Origin of the sequence: Agromyces subbeticus DSM 16689, from assembly GCF_000421565.1 — a bacterium.
Classification (GTDB): Bacteria; Actinomycetota; Actinomycetes; order Actinomycetales; family Microbacteriaceae; genus Agromyces; species Agromyces subbeticus.
On record NZ_ATXG01000008.1, the window covers coordinates 1 to 14,877 of the forward strand.

Genomic DNA, 14,877 nt, shown 5'->3' on the forward strand with positions numbered 1-14,877 from the left:
GTCGTCGTATGCAAAGTCGGCGCTGCTGTGACCGGAGAAGTCGAAGAGGAAGACCTCGGCCCCCGCGTAGACCCGGGCTGTCGCAATCCGCTCAGGGGCGGTCACAGGAGACAGGGTGACTACGAGGTCCTCGCCCGCGCCCTTCCCCGACGTCAGCGTCCACTCTTGCCCCGGATGCCGAGCCATGAAGCCTGGGACCAGGGCGGCAAGTTCAGGTGTGTCCACAGGCGAAAGTAAAGCACGGCCAATGAAGGCCCCGGTGTATGGCAGGAGACCAACCGGATGCGGCCGCCGTCCTCCACGCTGGCATTGTCTGGGCAAAGCACTTGTCAGACATGCCCTAGGCCTGTTCGGCACGAGTGGCGCCGGGAAGACCGCGTCAGCGCAAGGACTCGTCTACGCGGCGCTCTCAAATCGTGCCGACACAGTGATCATCGACACGCAAAAGCATGGCGCGGATTTCAAGTTCGCGAAGTCCCGGTCGATCGCGTTCGTCACCTCGCTCCACGAGGCGGCCGCCACGATGAGAGCGATCTATGCGGAGGTGCAAAAGCGCGCGCGGTTGAACGCGGAGTACGGAGTCGGCTCCTGCCGTGATCTGCCAAGCGCGGTGCGCCCACGCACGATTGTCGTGTTCATCGATGAGTTCCTCGGGGTCATCATGGCCGGCAAACAGCCGCCCCGACAGCCTGAGGATGAACCGGAGCGCGAAGCACGGCGCATGGCGAAGTGGGCTGAATTCAACGCGAAGAAGGACATCGCGTTCCTGTCGGGCCGCATTGCGGCAGAGGCCCGGTCCGGTGACGTGCACCTGTTCCTCATGACGCAGAAGCTCATCGCCGCCGTCCTCGACGATGAGGTTCGCGACCTCAAGACGAACATGGCGAGGATTCTGCTTGGCAAGGCGAACTCTGGTGAGCGTATGAGCGCACTCCGGGATCCAGAAAGCGCCCCGGACCTAGGCGATGAGGTCCCGAAGGGCCGCTGCATCTGGGAATCAACGATGGAGGCGCCTCAACTCGCGCAGTTCTGGTACGCCGAGCAGGACACGTACTCCGCGGAGCTGGAGAAGCGAGTGCCTGAGCTCAGAGCCGATCAGTTCCTCGACATAGCTCCGTTCCAGGAAACTTCTGCCGGTGGATCGTTAACCGCCGATGGCACAGCACCGCAGGATTCGGGGGCGTCCTCGGACCCGTTCGCCGACTTTGAGGGCGAGCCGGATGTCGAGGTGCTTGAGGAGTTCGAGTTCGAATTGGACCTCGACGACCTCAATCTCGACGGCCGAGGCGAGAACGAACACACACAAGCACGAGCACTCGTCACGTCCGACTTTGAGGGCGATGACGAGGCTGTCGACACGGTTCGGAGCCAGCGCCTTGGTACGGAGCCCAAGCGCAAAGATACGGCCGGCATACGTGCGAGCGCGGCGATCTTGGATGCTCCGCCGATTGACTTGAGCGCGATCCTCTTGGACGTTGACGGGGTGGTCAGCCCGATCGGTGGCAACGTCGACACATGGCCGGACGGTGACCTCATCGACTCTCCCTTCGGCGCCGCCTGGTGCTCGCCTGAGATGCTCCGCGCGGTGCATGCGATTGGGGTTCCGGTCCTTTGGGCGACCGATTGGAAGTCAAATGCTGAGGTCGTGTTCGCGCCTATCGCCGGTACCCGTGCGGCCGCAACGCTGCTGCCCGGCTCGGGCGACGGCGGTTGGTGGAAGCTAGACGCGATGTCGCGGCTCCTCGACAGGTACCGCGGAATCCGGTCAATCGTGTGGGTTGACGACCTGCTCGACGCCGAAGACGACATAGGCGTGCGATACTCCGTGATCGCGCACGAGATCGCCGACCACTATGGAGTTCGTCTCAAGCTCATCGTCCCCGATAGCGCGGTTGGACTTACACCAGGAGACGTCGACCGGATCGCTACGTTTCTCGGCGCCCCGATTCAGTCTTCGTTCGCTGAAGAGATCTCGGCGGAGGAGCCGGAGCGGTCCCACGGCACCGAGCCAACTCCGACGGAGCCGCCAGCGACTGACCGAGCAACGATCGTCTCCCTAGCCGGGAACCCGAACGTCGACGACGATGATCCGTTCGCCTGATGTCGCAGCATTACGCATGAGCAGCTGCCCCAAGACAGGCCGGGAGGCATGCACGATCGCTCCCCTGCCCGTTTTAGCTATCCGCCGCCCTTATCAGTGGCATGAGCATTCAGACCCGCCAGCCTCCCGGTCAGCCGATCGGCGGCCAGTTCGCCGCTGCCAACCGCGCCGAGTCCGGCGTCGGTCTAACATCCACTTCATCGAGCTCTGCGACCGATGCTGCTCTCGCGAGGTACCAGGAGGCGGAGGCTCGGATGGACCTCGCTCGCCAGGCAGTGCACCAGGCCGCGCTCGATTCGCTCGAACAGGAGGCCGCCGAGCGGTTCCCGGAGGCCCGGGCCGTGCACCTCACCTACCTCGAGCAGTTCGACGGGACGATGGGCATCCAGATCGACAGCCTCGTCGACGAGGACGGCAACGAGGTCGCCCACGGCAGCTCGCTCCGCTCGCAGCTCCGGTCCTTCGAGGACTATGAGGACGTCGGGCGCACCTTCGATGCACGCGACGAAGCCCCGAGCCCCGAGTACGGCGAATTCAGTTATACCCTCACCGCACCGTCATCCGATGATCCCGCGACGACGACCGTCACCAGGCGCGACCGGCGGGCGACGGCCTGGGTGGATGCGCAGGTCGAAGAGGTCGATCGGCAAGCTCGCGAGCTCAATCAGCGCACCTTCGAACTCGGACGGGATGGAAGCATCGCCGTCGTGCTCTCCAAGTTCCCCGACGCGACAGAAATCTCCGTCTGGAACGCCGGTGCCGACGACGGCGAGATCCTCTTCGAAGTCGACGAGGTCCGCGGGCCGAACGGGGTCTGCTGGAGCAGCCAGGTTGACGGCGGCTGGGAGAATCCCTTCGCGGAGCAGCTCCGCGAGTACACGGTCATGACCGATCGACTCGGGATGGAACACCTCCTCCAGCCAGCCGACGAAACCCACGACCGACCCTGGCACGGGTTCGTCATCCGCTGAGCTCAGAAGGAATTGGCGCATGAACGCTTATCGTCATCCCGCAGCTCAGCCGATCGGCGGACGATGGGTGAGAATTGCCAGAGAATTCCGGCAGCGTCGGAGTTGCGCTTGACGGGAGGGTGCCACGGTCGTGTTCAACCTCGAGCAGCTTCCAGAGTGCGTTCGCGACCGTGTCCAGGTCAGCAGCGGCTGTTGGATCTGGACCGGCGAGAACAACGGACACCCTGTGCGACCGTACGGGCGGATGTCCGTACTTGGACGCCGGGTGCGAGTTCATCGATGGGTCTATGAACTGGCGAACGGCCCGATTGCTCACGGGGACGTGATCGACCATGTTCAAGCGCGGGGGTGTGGCAGCACCTTGTGCTGCAATCCAGCGCACTTGGAATCCGTTTCGGTCGCGGAGAACACACGACGTGGGCGGCTCGCCCGCTGCGCAAGGCTCGGCAGCTGCGGGCCATTCCTCGGCAGGGGTTCGTGGTGCCAGACCTGCACTCTCAGGTGAAACGGCCCGGAGCCGTCACTGTTTGTCTGCGAAAACGGCCGGGAACGTCGGAACGACCTCCTTCGGCGGGCCGTCCTCCAGCGGCTGCCAGGACTCGAGCGATCCGATCGCGACTATCCGCTCATCGGTCGAGTAAAGCGGGTTGCAGGTGATGAGCGTCACGTAGGACACATCGCCGAGGCGGCCCTCGACGCTCGGGAGCGGGTTCAGCACCTCGACCTGTGCGGGGTCGACGTAGATGTAGTTCCGGAACCGATAGGTGTACCAGCCCTGCGCGGTCTGAATCACGATCGGGTCTCCGAGTCGGAGCTGCTCGATCTCATGCATGCTGCCGCCATACGCAGAACGATGCCCGGAGATCACGAAGTTCCCCTCCTGCCCCGGGAGCTGGGTACTCGAATAGTGGCCGACGCCGAGCGTCTCCGAATCGAGCACGTCCGACTGGCTCACGCCCTCAGCGATGACGCGCTGCGAGTTCTCGCCGAACCGGGGCACGAACATCACCCCGAGAGGCTCGCCTGCGCCGGATGCCGGCAGCGTGACCGGCATCCCCTCAACACCGCGTTCGACCGGCTCCTCAGGACGCGATGACGCCAGCGTTCCGGAGAACTGACGCGCCTCGTCAGCCTGCGTTGATGCTGCGATCGCGTCTCCGATGAACAGTACCCACGCCATGTAACCGAGCCCTGATAGCCCGATCGCACCGAGCACGATCGCGGTGATCGTCCAGCCGCTCATCCGGCGCCTATTCTTCTCTGCCATGCGCACCTCCGACCTGCATATGCGCGGCGACGAAACGGCGAGGGTCCGCCGCGCATATGCAGGTCGGATCGGGCGACCATTGCCCGTGAGGAAGGACCGACACCTCCATGATGGGCGTGAACCATGCCACCAGCGGCGCCGCAGTCTGGGTCGCCGTGACCGGGGCGATGCCGTACCTGACGACCGGCGCGTATCCGCTCACCCCCGTCAGCGTGATCGCTGGTGCATGCGTGTGTGCGGGAGCTGCGCTCCTGCCGGACGCCGATCATCACAACGCGACGATCGCCCACTCCGTCCCCGTCCTCGGCCGTGTCGCTGCAGGCGCAGTCGGAGGGATCTCCGGCGGGCACCGGCACGGCGCTCACTCCCTCGTCGCCGCGGCGATCGTCGGCGTCGGCGCGTGGGCACTCACCTTCCTCACCGTCACCTGGGACGTGATCGGCACGATCTCGCTCGGCACGGCCATCGGCTCCGCCGCGCTCATCTGCTTCGCACTGAAGGTTCGCGGCCTGGTGAAGTCGTGGCTGAAGGCGTGGATCGTCGGCGCCGTGTTCGGGCTGCTCATCGCGATGTTCGTGCCCGCGAGCGTCGTGTGGTTCCCGATCGCCGTCGTCCTCGGATTCGTCGCGCACCTCGGTGGAGACTTCCTGACGACGGGAGGCCTGCCGGGCCTGCTGTGGCCGATCAAACCACGGCCGCCGAAGGCGCTCCAGAAGATGCCCATCATCTCGAGCATCTGGATGCCGAACGGGTACGTCGCGCTCCCCTTGCTCGGCAACACCGGCTCCGCGCGCGAGATGATCCTCGGCTTCGCACTCGCGCTCTACGTCCTCTACGGGGCCATCCACGAGACCCTTCGCGGATTCGGCATTGACCTGTTGAACATCCTCTGACCGGTGCCGCGCATATTCACGGCATGAGCTTGAACGCATCCAGCAAGGTCCTCAGGACCTCACCGGCGACGACGTCCTGGAGGCTCGCGAGTGGTCTGAATGCCGGAAGACAACGATCGTGACTGAGGAGCGACTCTTCGTGTCCCAAATTACCCCCGACGTTGCAGAGGAGGCCGACCCTGGCCGCTGACGTGATCCCCGATGAAGACGGCAACCGCAATGTCGCGCACGCCGAGTGCGACGAGTGTCCCGAAGGGTGGCGCGGGCCGAACCGAAAATACTGGGCGGTTGCGAAGAGTGATGCGCTCCGGCACAACGGGCGACTCCACCCTGAACCCGACGATGCACCGTTTCATGCAGAGGAGGTCTGCCCTTGAGCCCGCGCGACTACTGGCTTGAAATCGAGGCCCCCGACGAGCGTGAATCCCGACTGCCCAAGTGGGCGCAACGCCGCATGCAGGCGCTACGCCGAGAGGCCGAGCGATTGCTTCGCGGCACCGTCGAGAAGGCGGCCATAGAATCGGAGGATCGGATTGCGCTCAACATCGGGAGCAACGGCCACGGGGAGAGTCTGGTCCGTGTGGTGCCGAATGGCTCGGAAGTGATCTTCCGAGTAACCGGCGGTGCGATGCACGTACAGCTCGCGAAATTCGGGAACCGGTATCGCTTGCGAGTTGTGGGCATGGGCGCATGGGATCACTTGCTCGGGGAGCGCAACGAAATCGCGGTATTGCCCGCCCTGGGGAACGTCGTCGAGGTCGCCTTCGTCATGCCAGTGCCAGAGACTCTAGCGCCGCCGCTGCTCGCATTAGAAGGCGGTACGTCAGCGCTCAACCCTGTACCGAATGGCCAAGCCGACGGGGCGGGGAGCGGTCAATGAGTACCGATCTGCCTGACCGGATCGCGCGCTATGAGCAGCGACGTGAGCGCGGCGCTGACACCGCGGTTGAGCATGAGGCGCTCTATGCGCGGATCAAAAGGGAGTGTGGTCCGGCGGTCGCTGAGTTCTTTGACCGAGAGCACATGATGCCGTACGAGACGCGCCCGCATTTGCCGTGGCCGATGCGACCACGCGGCGCATTGACGTTCTTCTTCTACAGGCTGCTGCTCACCGTTGGAGGCTTCCTCGCCGCCATGTTGGGCGCTGGGCACTTAGGCTTGTCTGGACTGGGGTGGAGCCTTACGGCGGGCTTCGTGGGCGCGGCGGTCGTCTACGGCTTCTTGACTGTGCTGCCGAAACTTGTCCCGCCGAGGGATTTGGAGCTTCGGGAACGTCTTGTGCAGGAGTTCACCTCGATGCTGCGTGCTGAGTCGGCTCAGGCAGAGCGTGCAGCACATGGACGACGAGACGAGCGGCGGCTTCGCGAGATGGGGGCAGCTGATGGGCAATAGCAACGGCTTCGTGAACGAAGCACTTATCGCATTCGCGATCCTGTCGGTGCTGGCTGGGATCGCAGTGCTGCTGCTCGCGCACAATCGTTTCGTGCGCACGCTCGGGGGTCTGAACTCGTTCTCCGGCGCGCTGTTGCTGATCGGAAGACTCGTTGAGTCATTTGGCGGGCCATCGTGGATGGTACTGGCACTGTTGGGCGGCCTGGCAGTCGTGGCTGTGATGGCTACGCTATACGTTTTCTGGGGCGGCCTTGACACCGCGGTTCGGAGGGCGAAGTGATCTCGGAGTGGGCCGCTGAAAATGCCGACCGATTGAACACCCTGGCGCTCGTCGTTGGAGCGGCCTTCGTGGTGGCATTGTTCGCGAAGGGAGCCTTCTGGGCGTTGGGGGCGGCGGCAGGTTGGTTGAACGCTCGCCACCGCGCAAAAGCCATGGAGGCGAAAGAGGCGGCATACGCGGCGGCGCGTGAGCGGGCTGTTCGCTCGCGGATCACGTTCGACTGACGCCTCCGCGTCCGCGCTGGCCCGGCTCTCGCTCTTCGGGGCGGGGCCGCTTTGCTGTGCGGGGCGGTGCCGCCGTCTCGCGCGTTCGAACCGCGACTGTGTATCGGGGCGGGCACGCGCACCGCGAGAACGCGAAGTTCCGGAAAGCGACCGACCCCGGCAGCTTCGGGTCACCGCATACGTGGGGTTCCGAGATCCGAAGCCGCATTGAGGCCAAGGTCTCTGAGCAGGCCGTGTAGAACCAGGTGCGGCGAAAGCTTGACCCTCTCACACCGAGCCAGCGCCGCCCTTATCCCGGGCATGAGCATCACTGCGCCGCGCACCCGCCAGCCCAAGGGCCAGCCGATCGGCGGTCAGTTCGCCCAGGAGACCCGAGGCGAGTCGGCCACAGGGCTGACCGCGCCCCCCGCTGAGGAGAGTGCCTTCCGTCGCCGCTACGACACGATGGAACAGAACATGCAGGCCTTCCACGGCGAGCTCGAGAAGCAGGTCGAGGATCTCGCCGATGACGAGAACTGGAACGCGTACCTGCGCACGATGTCGCAGTTCCATCGGTATTCGCTGTCGAACCAGCTGCTCATCGCCGTTCAGAGTCCTGGTGCGACCCGCGTCGCCGGGTTCAAGAAGTGGCAGGAGCTCGGCCGCCAGGTGAGGAAGGGCGAGAAGGGTATCGCGATCTTCGTGCCCAAGCGCATCCGCGTCGACCGCAAGGACGGCGAGGGCAAGGTGCTTCTCGGCGACAACGGGAAGCCGCTCAAGGACTCGATCACGGTCGGATTCACCACCGGCACCGTGTTCGACGTCTCGCAAACCGATGGCGAGGAACTGCCCGACATCGTCCGCGAGCTCAGCGAGACGCCGCCGGCAGGTTTCAAGGAGGACCTCCAGCACGCGATCCAGGACGCCGGCTTCACCGTCAGCTACGAAGACATCCCCGGGGGCGCCTCCGGCTTCACGACCGTGGACGGAAGCAACCGCGTCGTCATCCAGACTGGCCTCACGCGAGGATCGGAAGCAGAGGTGCTCGCGCACGAGCTCGGGCACATCAAGGCCGGCCACATCGAGCGGCATGACCAGTACCACACCGGGCACGCAGGGCACCGCGGCGCGATGGAAGTCGAGGCCGAGTCGATCGCGTACGTCCTCTGCCGCTCGAACGGCATGAGCACGAAGGTCGGCGAGGTCTCTGCGACCTACGTCGCCGGCTGGTCCCGCAAGGAGCCGGAGCACATCAAGGAGTCGGCGACGAAGGTCTCTTCGGTTGTCCGCGAGCTTCTCGGTAACGGCTCGTGGCGGAACGCGTTCGCGGATCAGAGCTGAGGCGACCCCAGCACGGCGGTCGTCACTTCCGGTGGCGGCCGCCTCTCGCGCGGACGCGGAGACCCTCGACGAGGGGAACGGGCTTGCCGGATCGCCTGGACGATGAGCGGTCCGATTTGCCGGGCGGCCTGGATGACGGAGGCGATGCAAGTGAGGGCGCGGGTGATCGCGATGGGATCCATCTCTGGCTCCTGACGTTGACGGTGATGGTTGGTCACCGAATACCCTGCGGCAGGTTCGCCATCTGCCAGACCAACCTCCGCCGCCCGCGCCGCGAGCTGGTGCCTACCGTTATCATCGGTAGGCCCGTGTCACCGCTGAGCTCAGACCGCATCGACCCAGTGGCCGAAGCTCCCGCGAGATACCGCCGTGAGCACGGCGTCGACGACCTCGATCGGGGTGTCGGTATCCATGAGCACCAGCGGCGCGCTTGCCCAGCCGCCGCGGCCGTCGAAGGCTTCGGGAGCGAGGATGACGATCGGCTCGGTGCCAATGCAGGTGTTCGTGTGCCGCTCAGCGCCGGACGGGCCGTCGATCGTGTGGACGGGACTCACGCTAACGAGGACCTGGTCTCGGTTTGCCGGGTCTATGTCGATGCGCACGTCAAAGTCAGCGGCATGGCGCGCGGCATCTGTCAGCTTGGCGGTCACCGCCGGCGCGATGGTCGTGTGCATGGTGTCCCCTTCCGGTGGGGCGATGACTCGCCCGTGCAGTCGGGATATGCGCGGCACGGATCACATTCAGGCCAACAGCCCCTCACCGGATCTCAACACGGACCGTGGATCGGGATTGAGTCGAATACCTCAACGTTGTCAGCCTGGGCTCCTCCCCGTGCCCGGCTCCTCGGCAAGGATCGCTACCGTGAATCCCGCTCAGGGTCAGGACGCGACCCGCCTCGAGATTCCATCCACCTGTCGACCAGGAAGATCGCGGTGAGCTGCTTGGCCTGAATGGCGGGGATTCTCACGAGTCCCGCCATGATCCACACACCGAGTCGAACGAACGCCTCCATGTTCAGAAGGGTGGAGGTCAGCATTGCAGCCACGACGATGCTGCCGAGGCCGGCAGCGTTCCAATCGTCCGCTGCCTTGAGAGCGTTCTGGTTGAGGTTGGCGAGCCACATCATGGCGTCGGCACCGCGGCTCAGCAGCGTTGCTGCGATGAGCTGAGAGGCGATCGTCAGTGGCTGTCGCACCCAGAACCGCCACCTGGTCTCAGAGGCGAGTGCACTGATCGAGCCAAGAATGCGCGAATCACCGGACGAGCGATACGGGGACGCTGCATTCAGGATGCTCTTGAAGAGTTGGATGATGAGCATTGGTCGATCCTTCCGTTGTGATCATCTTCTCGACGGCTGCTGATGGCGACGGCGCTCAGATCTCCTCGAACGTGCCTGTGTGCTTGCGGTTGTGATGCTTCTCGGAGTCGCAGACGCACGTTGCGCGCCCTCCCATGACGTCCCATCGGGCAGGGCACCAACGATGTAGGCCGACGATGCAGAGCACGTTCCAAGCCCACGTGTACATCAGACGAACCCGCCGGTGAACGTGTGGACCCAGGAGAGCGCCTTCGCGTCGAGGTGCCGCTTCGCGCGCGTGACGGCGACGTACGCGAGCATGGCCTCGGATTTCTGGAGCGGCTTCTGGTTGCCGTCTTCGTCGCGGCCGGGCTCGCGCCAGTCCTCCTCGGAGATGCGGACGTGCCGCCACTCGAGTCCCTTTGCGACGTGCCCCGTCGCGACGACGAGCTCGGCCTGATCGGCGGGCACGCACGAGTCGATCGCGGCGAGGATCGCCGGGGCGCCGTAGGTGTTGATGATGCCGACGAGCGGGGCGAGGTCGGCACCGTCTTCGGTCTCCGAGTATTCGACGACCGCACCCCACGTGGTGAACATGCAGAGGTCGGGATGCCGGGTCGGCTGGCCACTGAGGAGGTCGAGCGCCGCGGCCGCGAGTGAGCGGATCTGGTTCGCGCGGCTCTCCCCCGCGATGGCGACGGAGACGCCCGTCTCGTGCGCGCGCATGAGCTCGACGATGACGCCAGCGTTCGTACGGCAGAGGATCGCGTCCGGCGCTCGGTGCGAGTGCTTGTCGCGGTGGACCGACGAGCGGGCGCCTTCGAGCCCCCGCAGGCGGAGGTCGCTGCCGAGCAACTCCAGCCAGACGTTTGCCTCACCTGCGATCGCGTCGCCGAAGCGGAACGCCTGGGTGAGCCGGAGACGGTCGCCGCCGAAGCGGTCGAGAGCGTCGGTTGCACCGCGCCAGCCGTAGATCGCCTGGCATCGGTCGCCGACGGAGATGACCTGGGCGTGCTTCTGCCGGCGGACGACATCGACCATGAGAGTGTCCGCGTCCTGAGCCTCGTCGAAGAGGATGAAGTCGACGTCGAGCTGCGGCTTCGAGAGCGCCCACAACTTCAGGTAGTGGTCGTGGTCGACCGGGAGGCCGCCGTCGAGGTCGACGACGTCGTCCCAGTACGCCTGCGCGAACCGCATGATGGCCGGGGTGATCTGCTCGAGGTGCGCATCGGTGGCGCCGAGGCCGAGAAGCCGCGGGTGCATCGATACGTGGTCGGCGACGATCCGCTTCTTGCCTGACTTGCAGAACTGGTTCACCGTCTCCTGCACCATCGACATCACGATCGGTGCGGGGATCGCCGACAGGGCCGATCCCGGGATCGCGACGGGGAGGTTCCGGACGCCGAGGTAGCGCTGCTTCTCCCAGATCGGCATGCGGCCGCTGAGGCGGTCCCGACGCGGCGAGCCGAACTCGCGGAACGCGAGCGAGTGGGCAGTCTTCGCCAGCACGCCAGTACCCTCGAACGTGCGCTGTGCCTCGGTCGCGACCGACTTGTTGAACGCGAGGTACAGGCCTCGGCGCTTCGGAGTTGACCGGGCGATGAGCTTCAGCGCCGTCGTCTTTCCGGTGCCGGCGCCTGCTTCGAGGACGACGTTGCTTCCACTGCGGTAAGCGTCGATCGCGGCCTGCTGCTCATCGGTCGGCTTCATGGATAGTCCTTCTCTTCCGGAGTGCCGTCGTTCGTGGCGGCCAGCTCTTATATGCGCGGCGTCGGTTGTTCGCGGGCTCGCTCATCGCAGAGTGATGACGAAGGCATGATCGAGCACCCGACGGCATGAACAGCCGGGACGATGGTCGACCCGATGATGATCAGCGCGGCGGCTAGGGCGAGTACTACGATGACCCCGCTCGCGACGAAGAATCTGGCCTCGGCTCGGCTGACCACGGTTGCATCGCTGGAGGGAGCGAAGAGGAGCTCGATGTCCAAGTCGAAGTCGCCGCCCTCGGCCGTGCGGCTCTGAGGATCACGCGCTGGAGGTGCCGAAGGCCTCAGCTTCAGCCGTCTTCGGAAACACGCGATGCGGTCAGTGTCGGAGTCGAGCAATGCCGTGATCTCGACGTGAAGTGCTTTCGCGTGGAGCCGCTTGGGCTCCGGTCGGTCGATTCGAGGTACGGCGCCGGGGATGGTGCTGGGCTCCTGCCGGCTCACGCGTTGACGAGCGTTTCGCGCTGCGCGATGAGCAGTGCGGCGGCCTCTTCGATCTTCGACGGGTTGAACCCAGTCCACTGCTGGGATTCACCGGATTCGAGGTCGTCGACCATGAGTACGGGCATCTGGCGAAGGCCCGACTCCATGAGGAAGTCGTAGGCGTCCTTGTCCTCAAACGCGTCCCGCACGACGAAATCGGCGTGATCCGAGTCAGGCTTGATGCCCTTGCTCTCGAAATGGCGATAGGTCCCTGTGCATTGGACGCAGTCGGGCTTCGTGTACATCGTGACGGTTGTCGCCATGGAGATGCTCCTCGGTTAGTGTCGGGCGCCAATTGTGTGGGCCATCCCAGATAAGGGCGGCGACTCCCGCCTGAAAATGGTTCGGCCGCCGCACCGGCAGGTCAGGTGCGGCGGCCGTACTTCATCGATCAGTCGGCGCCTTCGGTCTCGGCGACACCGTTGTCCTCGAGGTGGCGGAGGATGCGGACCTTCTTGTTCGGGTCCTTCGCCATCTGCTCGATCTCCACCCACAGCGTCACGTCGTGTCCCTTCAGCGACCGTGCGAGGCGGGCCATCGACATGCCGTCAACGTTGTCGGTGCGCTCGGTGCGGACCTGCTCCTCACCGCTCGGGTTCTGCTCGGTGGGGCGGCCCTTCAGGCTGATGATCGCGCGCTTGGAGCTCTTCTCCAGCGAGACCCGGACGATCGTCGAGCGGAAGACCTTCGTGTTCGGGCCGCTGACGCTCGTGATGGTCTTCTGCTCGGCCGAGCTGTCGCCTAGGGCGATCGTGAACTCGCGGATGAGGCGTCGGACCTTCTGCTTCCACTCGGTGACGGGGTCGAAGCTCTTGTCATCGGGCGCGGGGCCGGGCGCGGGCTGCGGGCCAGCTGCCTGGAAGGCGGCGAGGATGACCTGCTGATTGATGTCGCTCATGGTGATTCCGATCTACTTGGTGGGGGCTTCGGTCAGCGGGGCGTACGCTTCAGCGCGGAACTTCTTGGCCTTGAACAGGCCGATGGCGGTGTCGGTGATCGTCTCGGTGAGCGTGGTCGCGTCGTCGATCCATTCCTCCCACGCCTCGATGGGCTTGCCGAACGGCAGCGGGTGGACGCGGATCGCCGTTCGCAGGGAGTCCCGCATGCGGTGGTTCGCGCCGTCCTCCCACCCGGTCTCTCCGGTTAGCTTTCGCTGACTGCTGATGACTACCTGCGCGAGCGTGGACGAGAGTGCGCGGACGTTCTTCTTCGTCGGCTCGTAGCCCGCAGCGACCACCAGTTCAGCGGCGTATTGCACGACCCAGAACACGGCGGTGGCTGCATACGAGTTCGGGTTCAGTGTGCCGCCGGCGGTGGGGTTCCACGGCTTGTCTTCCATGAGGGTCACGGTGTTCTCCTGATCTGCTGTGTGCTCGACCGGGATATGCGCGGCGGCCGCGGCTTCAGCGGAGACCTGGGTTCGCTGGTGTTCGACGGCGGTGAGCTCGGCCTCGCGCTGCGCGATCGCGGCGTCGGCTTCATGGTCTCCGCGCTTCCGCTTCACGGGCTTCGCCGGCTTGGCTGGCTTCTGCGTGTCGGTGGGCCTCTGGAACGACGGCAGGGCAGGCGCGGGCTTCTTCACCGTCGGGATACCGAGGTCGACCCTCGACGGGGCGGTCTTTACGAGGTTCGGGTCGACCACTCGCTTGGTGCGGCCGCCGGGGCTGGGCACCTTTACCGTGTCAGTGAGGTCTTCCTTCCCAGCGTCTTGCGCGGCGGGACACGAGTTCACAAGGCTGCACCATCCGCAAAGCGGGCTGACGGACACCTCGAAGAGGTCGTTATCGGCATACCGATGCATGGTCTGAGCAGAGTTCCTGAACCGCCGGCTGGACTTCGCGACTGCTTCGTCGGAAAGATCGATGTCGCGGATCTTGCCCTCCGCCACGTAGATGAGCTTCCCGCCGATGACGGGGAGTCCGGTGACGGCCTCGACGACAACGCGGTAGTCGCGCACTTGGTCGCCGTGGTCGTCCTCGACCGGCCTTCGGTACTTCTTCGACTCCTCCTCCGGATCCTTGAACTTCCCGAACTTGTAGTCGGTGACGATCAGGCCGATGATCTCGCCCGCCTCATCGCGGACAACCTCGATTCGGTCGACTTTTCCGCTGAAAGGGATGCCTTTGATGGACGCCTTCAGCTCGTTCGGTCGCTTCTCCGCCCAGTTCCAGCCGCCGATCGCGAGCTCGTTCGCGTAGACCTCGACCGTGGTCGGGTCCTCGACTTCGAAGATGCCGACGGCGCGAGTGTGGACTTCGACGTACCAGCGCTCGCGATGTTCAACTTCTAGCGCGGCGACGTTGCCTGAGAGGATCTCGCCGAGCATCTCGGTCCGGAAGCCGTCGTCGTCTTGGAGGCGGGAGGTGATCGCGGCCACCGTGTCTCGGGTACGCGCGTGAGGCTCGCCACTGAAGAGCGTCTCGAGGACAGCGTGCGCGGCGGTGCCGAGTGAGTTCGCTCCGAACGCGAGTTCCTCGCGCGGCATGAGCCGGTCGGCAGCCATCGAGGCGCCGCATCCGTCGAGCGCGAAGGACATCGACGGGCTGAGCTCACGCCTCCGGAGCTTCTTGCCGAGGGCCGCCTCGGTAATGGTCAGGCCGCCCTTGGTCCACGCGGTACCGGGGAGCAAGGACGTGGATGTCTTCGATTCGGTCACATCAGGCATATGCGCGGCGCCAGTTCACAGTGGCCAGGCGTCGGATATCCCGCGGAATCACGCGGAAGTTGAGGCGGCGGCGGGGCTCAGGCTGTCACCGGAACACTTTTCTGAAGCCGAACGGAACGGCAGAATCCGCGGAATCACGCGGAAGTTGGGCGCTGGAACACCATTTCCGGAACACTAGATCACTTTTCAGAAGTGAAAAGTGATCCGGCAAAACCCGC

16 protein-coding genes are annotated in these 14,877 nt (G+C 65.1%); 9 read left to right on the forward strand and 7 right to left on the reverse strand.

From position 1 onward, the window contains the following. Positions 1 to 427: 427 nt before the first annotated feature. The 3 genes from H521_RS0111880 to H521_RS26675 all read left to right on the forward strand — a co-directional run bounded on the left by H521_RS0111880 (position 428) and on the right by H521_RS26675 (position 3,577). Entirely contained in the window at positions 428 to 2,101 is a 1,674-nt protein-coding gene (locus H521_RS0111880) for an HAD domain-containing protein (RefSeq protein ID WP_022893243.1), read from the forward strand. 101 nt (positions 2,102 to 2,202) lie between these two features. Further along, positions 2,203 to 3,072 (forward strand): hypothetical protein, encoded by an 870-nt coding sequence (locus H521_RS0111885; RefSeq protein WP_156891404.1) that lies wholly within the window; start codon positions 2,203 to 2,205, stop codon positions 3,070 to 3,072. Positions 3,073 to 3,316: 244 nt separating this feature from the next. Next, the gene (locus H521_RS26675; protein WP_425393594.1) at positions 3,317 to 3,577 is read left to right on the forward strand and encodes an HNH endonuclease signature motif containing protein; all 261 of its coding nucleotides are present in this window, start codon (positions 3,317 to 3,319) and stop codon (positions 3,575 to 3,577) included. Between the two features lie 15 nt (positions 3,578 to 3,592). Here the strand turns inward: H521_RS26675 and H521_RS23080 are convergent, their stop codons facing one another. Next, positions 3,593 to 4,339: a class E sortase gene (locus H521_RS23080; protein WP_084512313.1), complete on the reverse strand. Its 747-nt coding sequence runs from the start codon at positions 4,337 to 4,339 to the stop codon at positions 3,593 to 3,595. 116 nt (positions 4,340 to 4,455) lie between these two features. Between H521_RS23080 and H521_RS0111900 the strand changes: the two genes are divergently transcribed. The 6 genes from H521_RS0111900 to H521_RS23085 all read left to right on the forward strand — a co-directional run bounded on the left by H521_RS0111900 (position 4,456) and on the right by H521_RS23085 (position 8,448). Next, the gene (locus tag H521_RS0111900; RefSeq protein WP_169513990.1) at positions 4,456 to 5,232 is read left to right on the forward strand and encodes a metal-dependent hydrolase; all 777 of its coding nucleotides are present in this window, start codon (positions 4,456 to 4,458) and stop codon (positions 5,230 to 5,232) included. A 373-nt stretch (positions 5,233 to 5,605) separates the two neighbouring features. Continuing rightward, on the forward strand, positions 5,606 to 6,112 hold the full coding sequence (locus tag H521_RS0111905) for a DUF7239 family protein (protein ID WP_022893248.1): 507 nt from the start codon (positions 5,606 to 5,608) through the stop codon (positions 6,110 to 6,112). Further along, the gene (locus H521_RS0111910) at positions 6,109 to 6,624 is read left to right on the forward strand and encodes a hypothetical protein (RefSeq protein ID WP_022893249.1); all 516 of its coding nucleotides are present in this window, start codon (positions 6,109 to 6,111) and stop codon (positions 6,622 to 6,624) included. The genes H521_RS0111905 and H521_RS0111910 overlap by 4 nt, the downstream gene beginning before the upstream one ends. 10 nt (positions 6,625 to 6,634) lie before the next feature. Then, positions 6,635 to 6,904: a hypothetical protein gene (locus H521_RS0111915; protein WP_211215505.1), complete on the forward strand. Its 270-nt coding sequence runs from the start codon at positions 6,635 to 6,637 to the stop codon at positions 6,902 to 6,904. Next, positions 6,901 to 7,128: a hypothetical protein gene (locus tag H521_RS0111920; RefSeq protein ID WP_022893251.1), complete on the forward strand. Its 228-nt coding sequence runs from the start codon at positions 6,901 to 6,903 to the stop codon at positions 7,126 to 7,128. The genes H521_RS0111915 and H521_RS0111920 overlap by 4 nt, the downstream gene beginning before the upstream one ends. Positions 7,129 to 7,428: 300 nt before the next feature. Continuing rightward, on the forward strand, positions 7,429 to 8,448 hold the full coding sequence (locus tag H521_RS23085; RefSeq protein ID WP_022893252.1) for an ArdC-like ssDNA-binding domain-containing protein: 1,020 nt from the start codon (positions 7,429 to 7,431) through the stop codon (positions 8,446 to 8,448). Positions 8,449 to 8,771: 323 nt separating this feature from the next. Here the strand turns inward: H521_RS23085 and H521_RS0111930 are convergent, their stop codons facing one another. The 6 genes from H521_RS0111930 to H521_RS0111960 all read right to left on the reverse strand — a co-directional run bounded on the left by H521_RS0111930 (position 8,772) and on the right by H521_RS0111960 (position 14,659). Continuing rightward, positions 8,772 to 9,122, reverse strand: coding sequence for a hypothetical protein (locus H521_RS0111930; protein WP_022893253.1), 351 nt, complete (start codon positions 9,120 to 9,122; stop codon positions 8,772 to 8,774). A gap of 182 nt (positions 9,123 to 9,304) precedes the next feature. Then, complete coding sequence (locus H521_RS0111935; protein WP_022893254.1) at positions 9,305 to 9,766, reverse strand: hypothetical protein; 462 nt, start codon at positions 9,764 to 9,766, stop codon at positions 9,305 to 9,307. 207 nt (positions 9,767 to 9,973) lie between these two features. Continuing rightward, positions 9,974 to 11,455 (reverse strand): UvrD-helicase domain-containing protein, encoded by a 1,482-nt coding sequence (locus H521_RS0111940; protein WP_022893255.1) that lies wholly within the window; start codon positions 11,453 to 11,455, stop codon positions 9,974 to 9,976. A gap of 496 nt (positions 11,456 to 11,951) precedes the next feature. Further along, positions 11,952 to 12,257: a glutaredoxin family protein gene (locus H521_RS0111950; RefSeq protein WP_022893257.1), complete on the reverse strand. Its 306-nt coding sequence runs from the start codon at positions 12,255 to 12,257 to the stop codon at positions 11,952 to 11,954. Between the two features lie 128 nt (positions 12,258 to 12,385). Next, complete coding sequence (locus H521_RS0111955; protein ID WP_022893258.1) at positions 12,386 to 12,892, reverse strand: hypothetical protein; 507 nt, start codon at positions 12,890 to 12,892, stop codon at positions 12,386 to 12,388. Between the two features lie 12 nt (positions 12,893 to 12,904). Beyond that, entirely contained in the window at positions 12,905 to 14,659 is a 1,755-nt protein-coding gene (locus tag H521_RS0111960; RefSeq protein ID WP_084512316.1) for a PD-(D/E)XK nuclease family protein, read from the reverse strand. Between the last annotated feature and the right edge of the window lie 218 nt (positions 14,660 to 14,877).

Excerpts from the sequence above, each read along its gene's own strand:
- H521_RS0111955 (WP_022893258.1), bottom strand. The coding sequence starts at position 12,892 with ATGAGCGACATCAATCAGCAGGTCATCCTCGCCGCCTTCCAGGCAGCT.
- H521_RS23085 (WP_022893252.1), top strand. The coding sequence starts at position 7,429 with ATGAGCATCACTGCGCCGCGCACCCGCCAGCCCAAGGGCCAGCCGATC.
- H521_RS0111910 (WP_022893249.1), top strand. The coding sequence starts at position 6,109 with ATGAGTACCGATCTGCCTGACCGGATCGCGCGCTATGAGCAGCGACGT.
- H521_RS23080 (WP_084512313.1), bottom strand. The coding sequence starts at position 4,339 with ATGGCAGAGAAGAATAGGCGCCGGATGAGCGGCTGGACGATCACCGCG.
- H521_RS0111950 (WP_022893257.1), bottom strand. The coding sequence starts at position 12,257 with ATGGCGACAACCGTCACGATGTACACGAAGCCCGACTGCGTCCAATGC.
- H521_RS0111935 (WP_022893254.1), bottom strand. The coding sequence starts at position 9,766 with ATGCTCATCATCCAACTCTTCAAGAGCATCCTGAATGCAGCGTCCCCG.
- H521_RS0111940 (WP_022893255.1), bottom strand. The coding sequence starts at position 11,455 with ATGAAGCCGACCGATGAGCAGCAGGCCGCGATCGACGCTTACCGCAGT.
- H521_RS0111885 (WP_156891404.1), top strand. The coding sequence starts at position 2,203 with ATGAGCATTCAGACCCGCCAGCCTCCCGGTCAGCCGATCGGCGGCCAG.
- H521_RS0111960 (WP_084512316.1), bottom strand. The coding sequence starts at position 14,659 with ATGCCTGATGTGACCGAATCGAAGACATCCACGTCCTTGCTCCCCGGT.
- H521_RS26675 (WP_425393594.1), top strand. The coding sequence starts at position 3,317 with ATGTCCGTACTTGGACGCCGGGTGCGAGTTCATCGATGGGTCTATGAA.
- H521_RS0111930 (WP_022893253.1), bottom strand. The coding sequence starts at position 9,122 with ATGCACACGACCATCGCGCCGGCGGTGACCGCCAAGCTGACAGATGCC.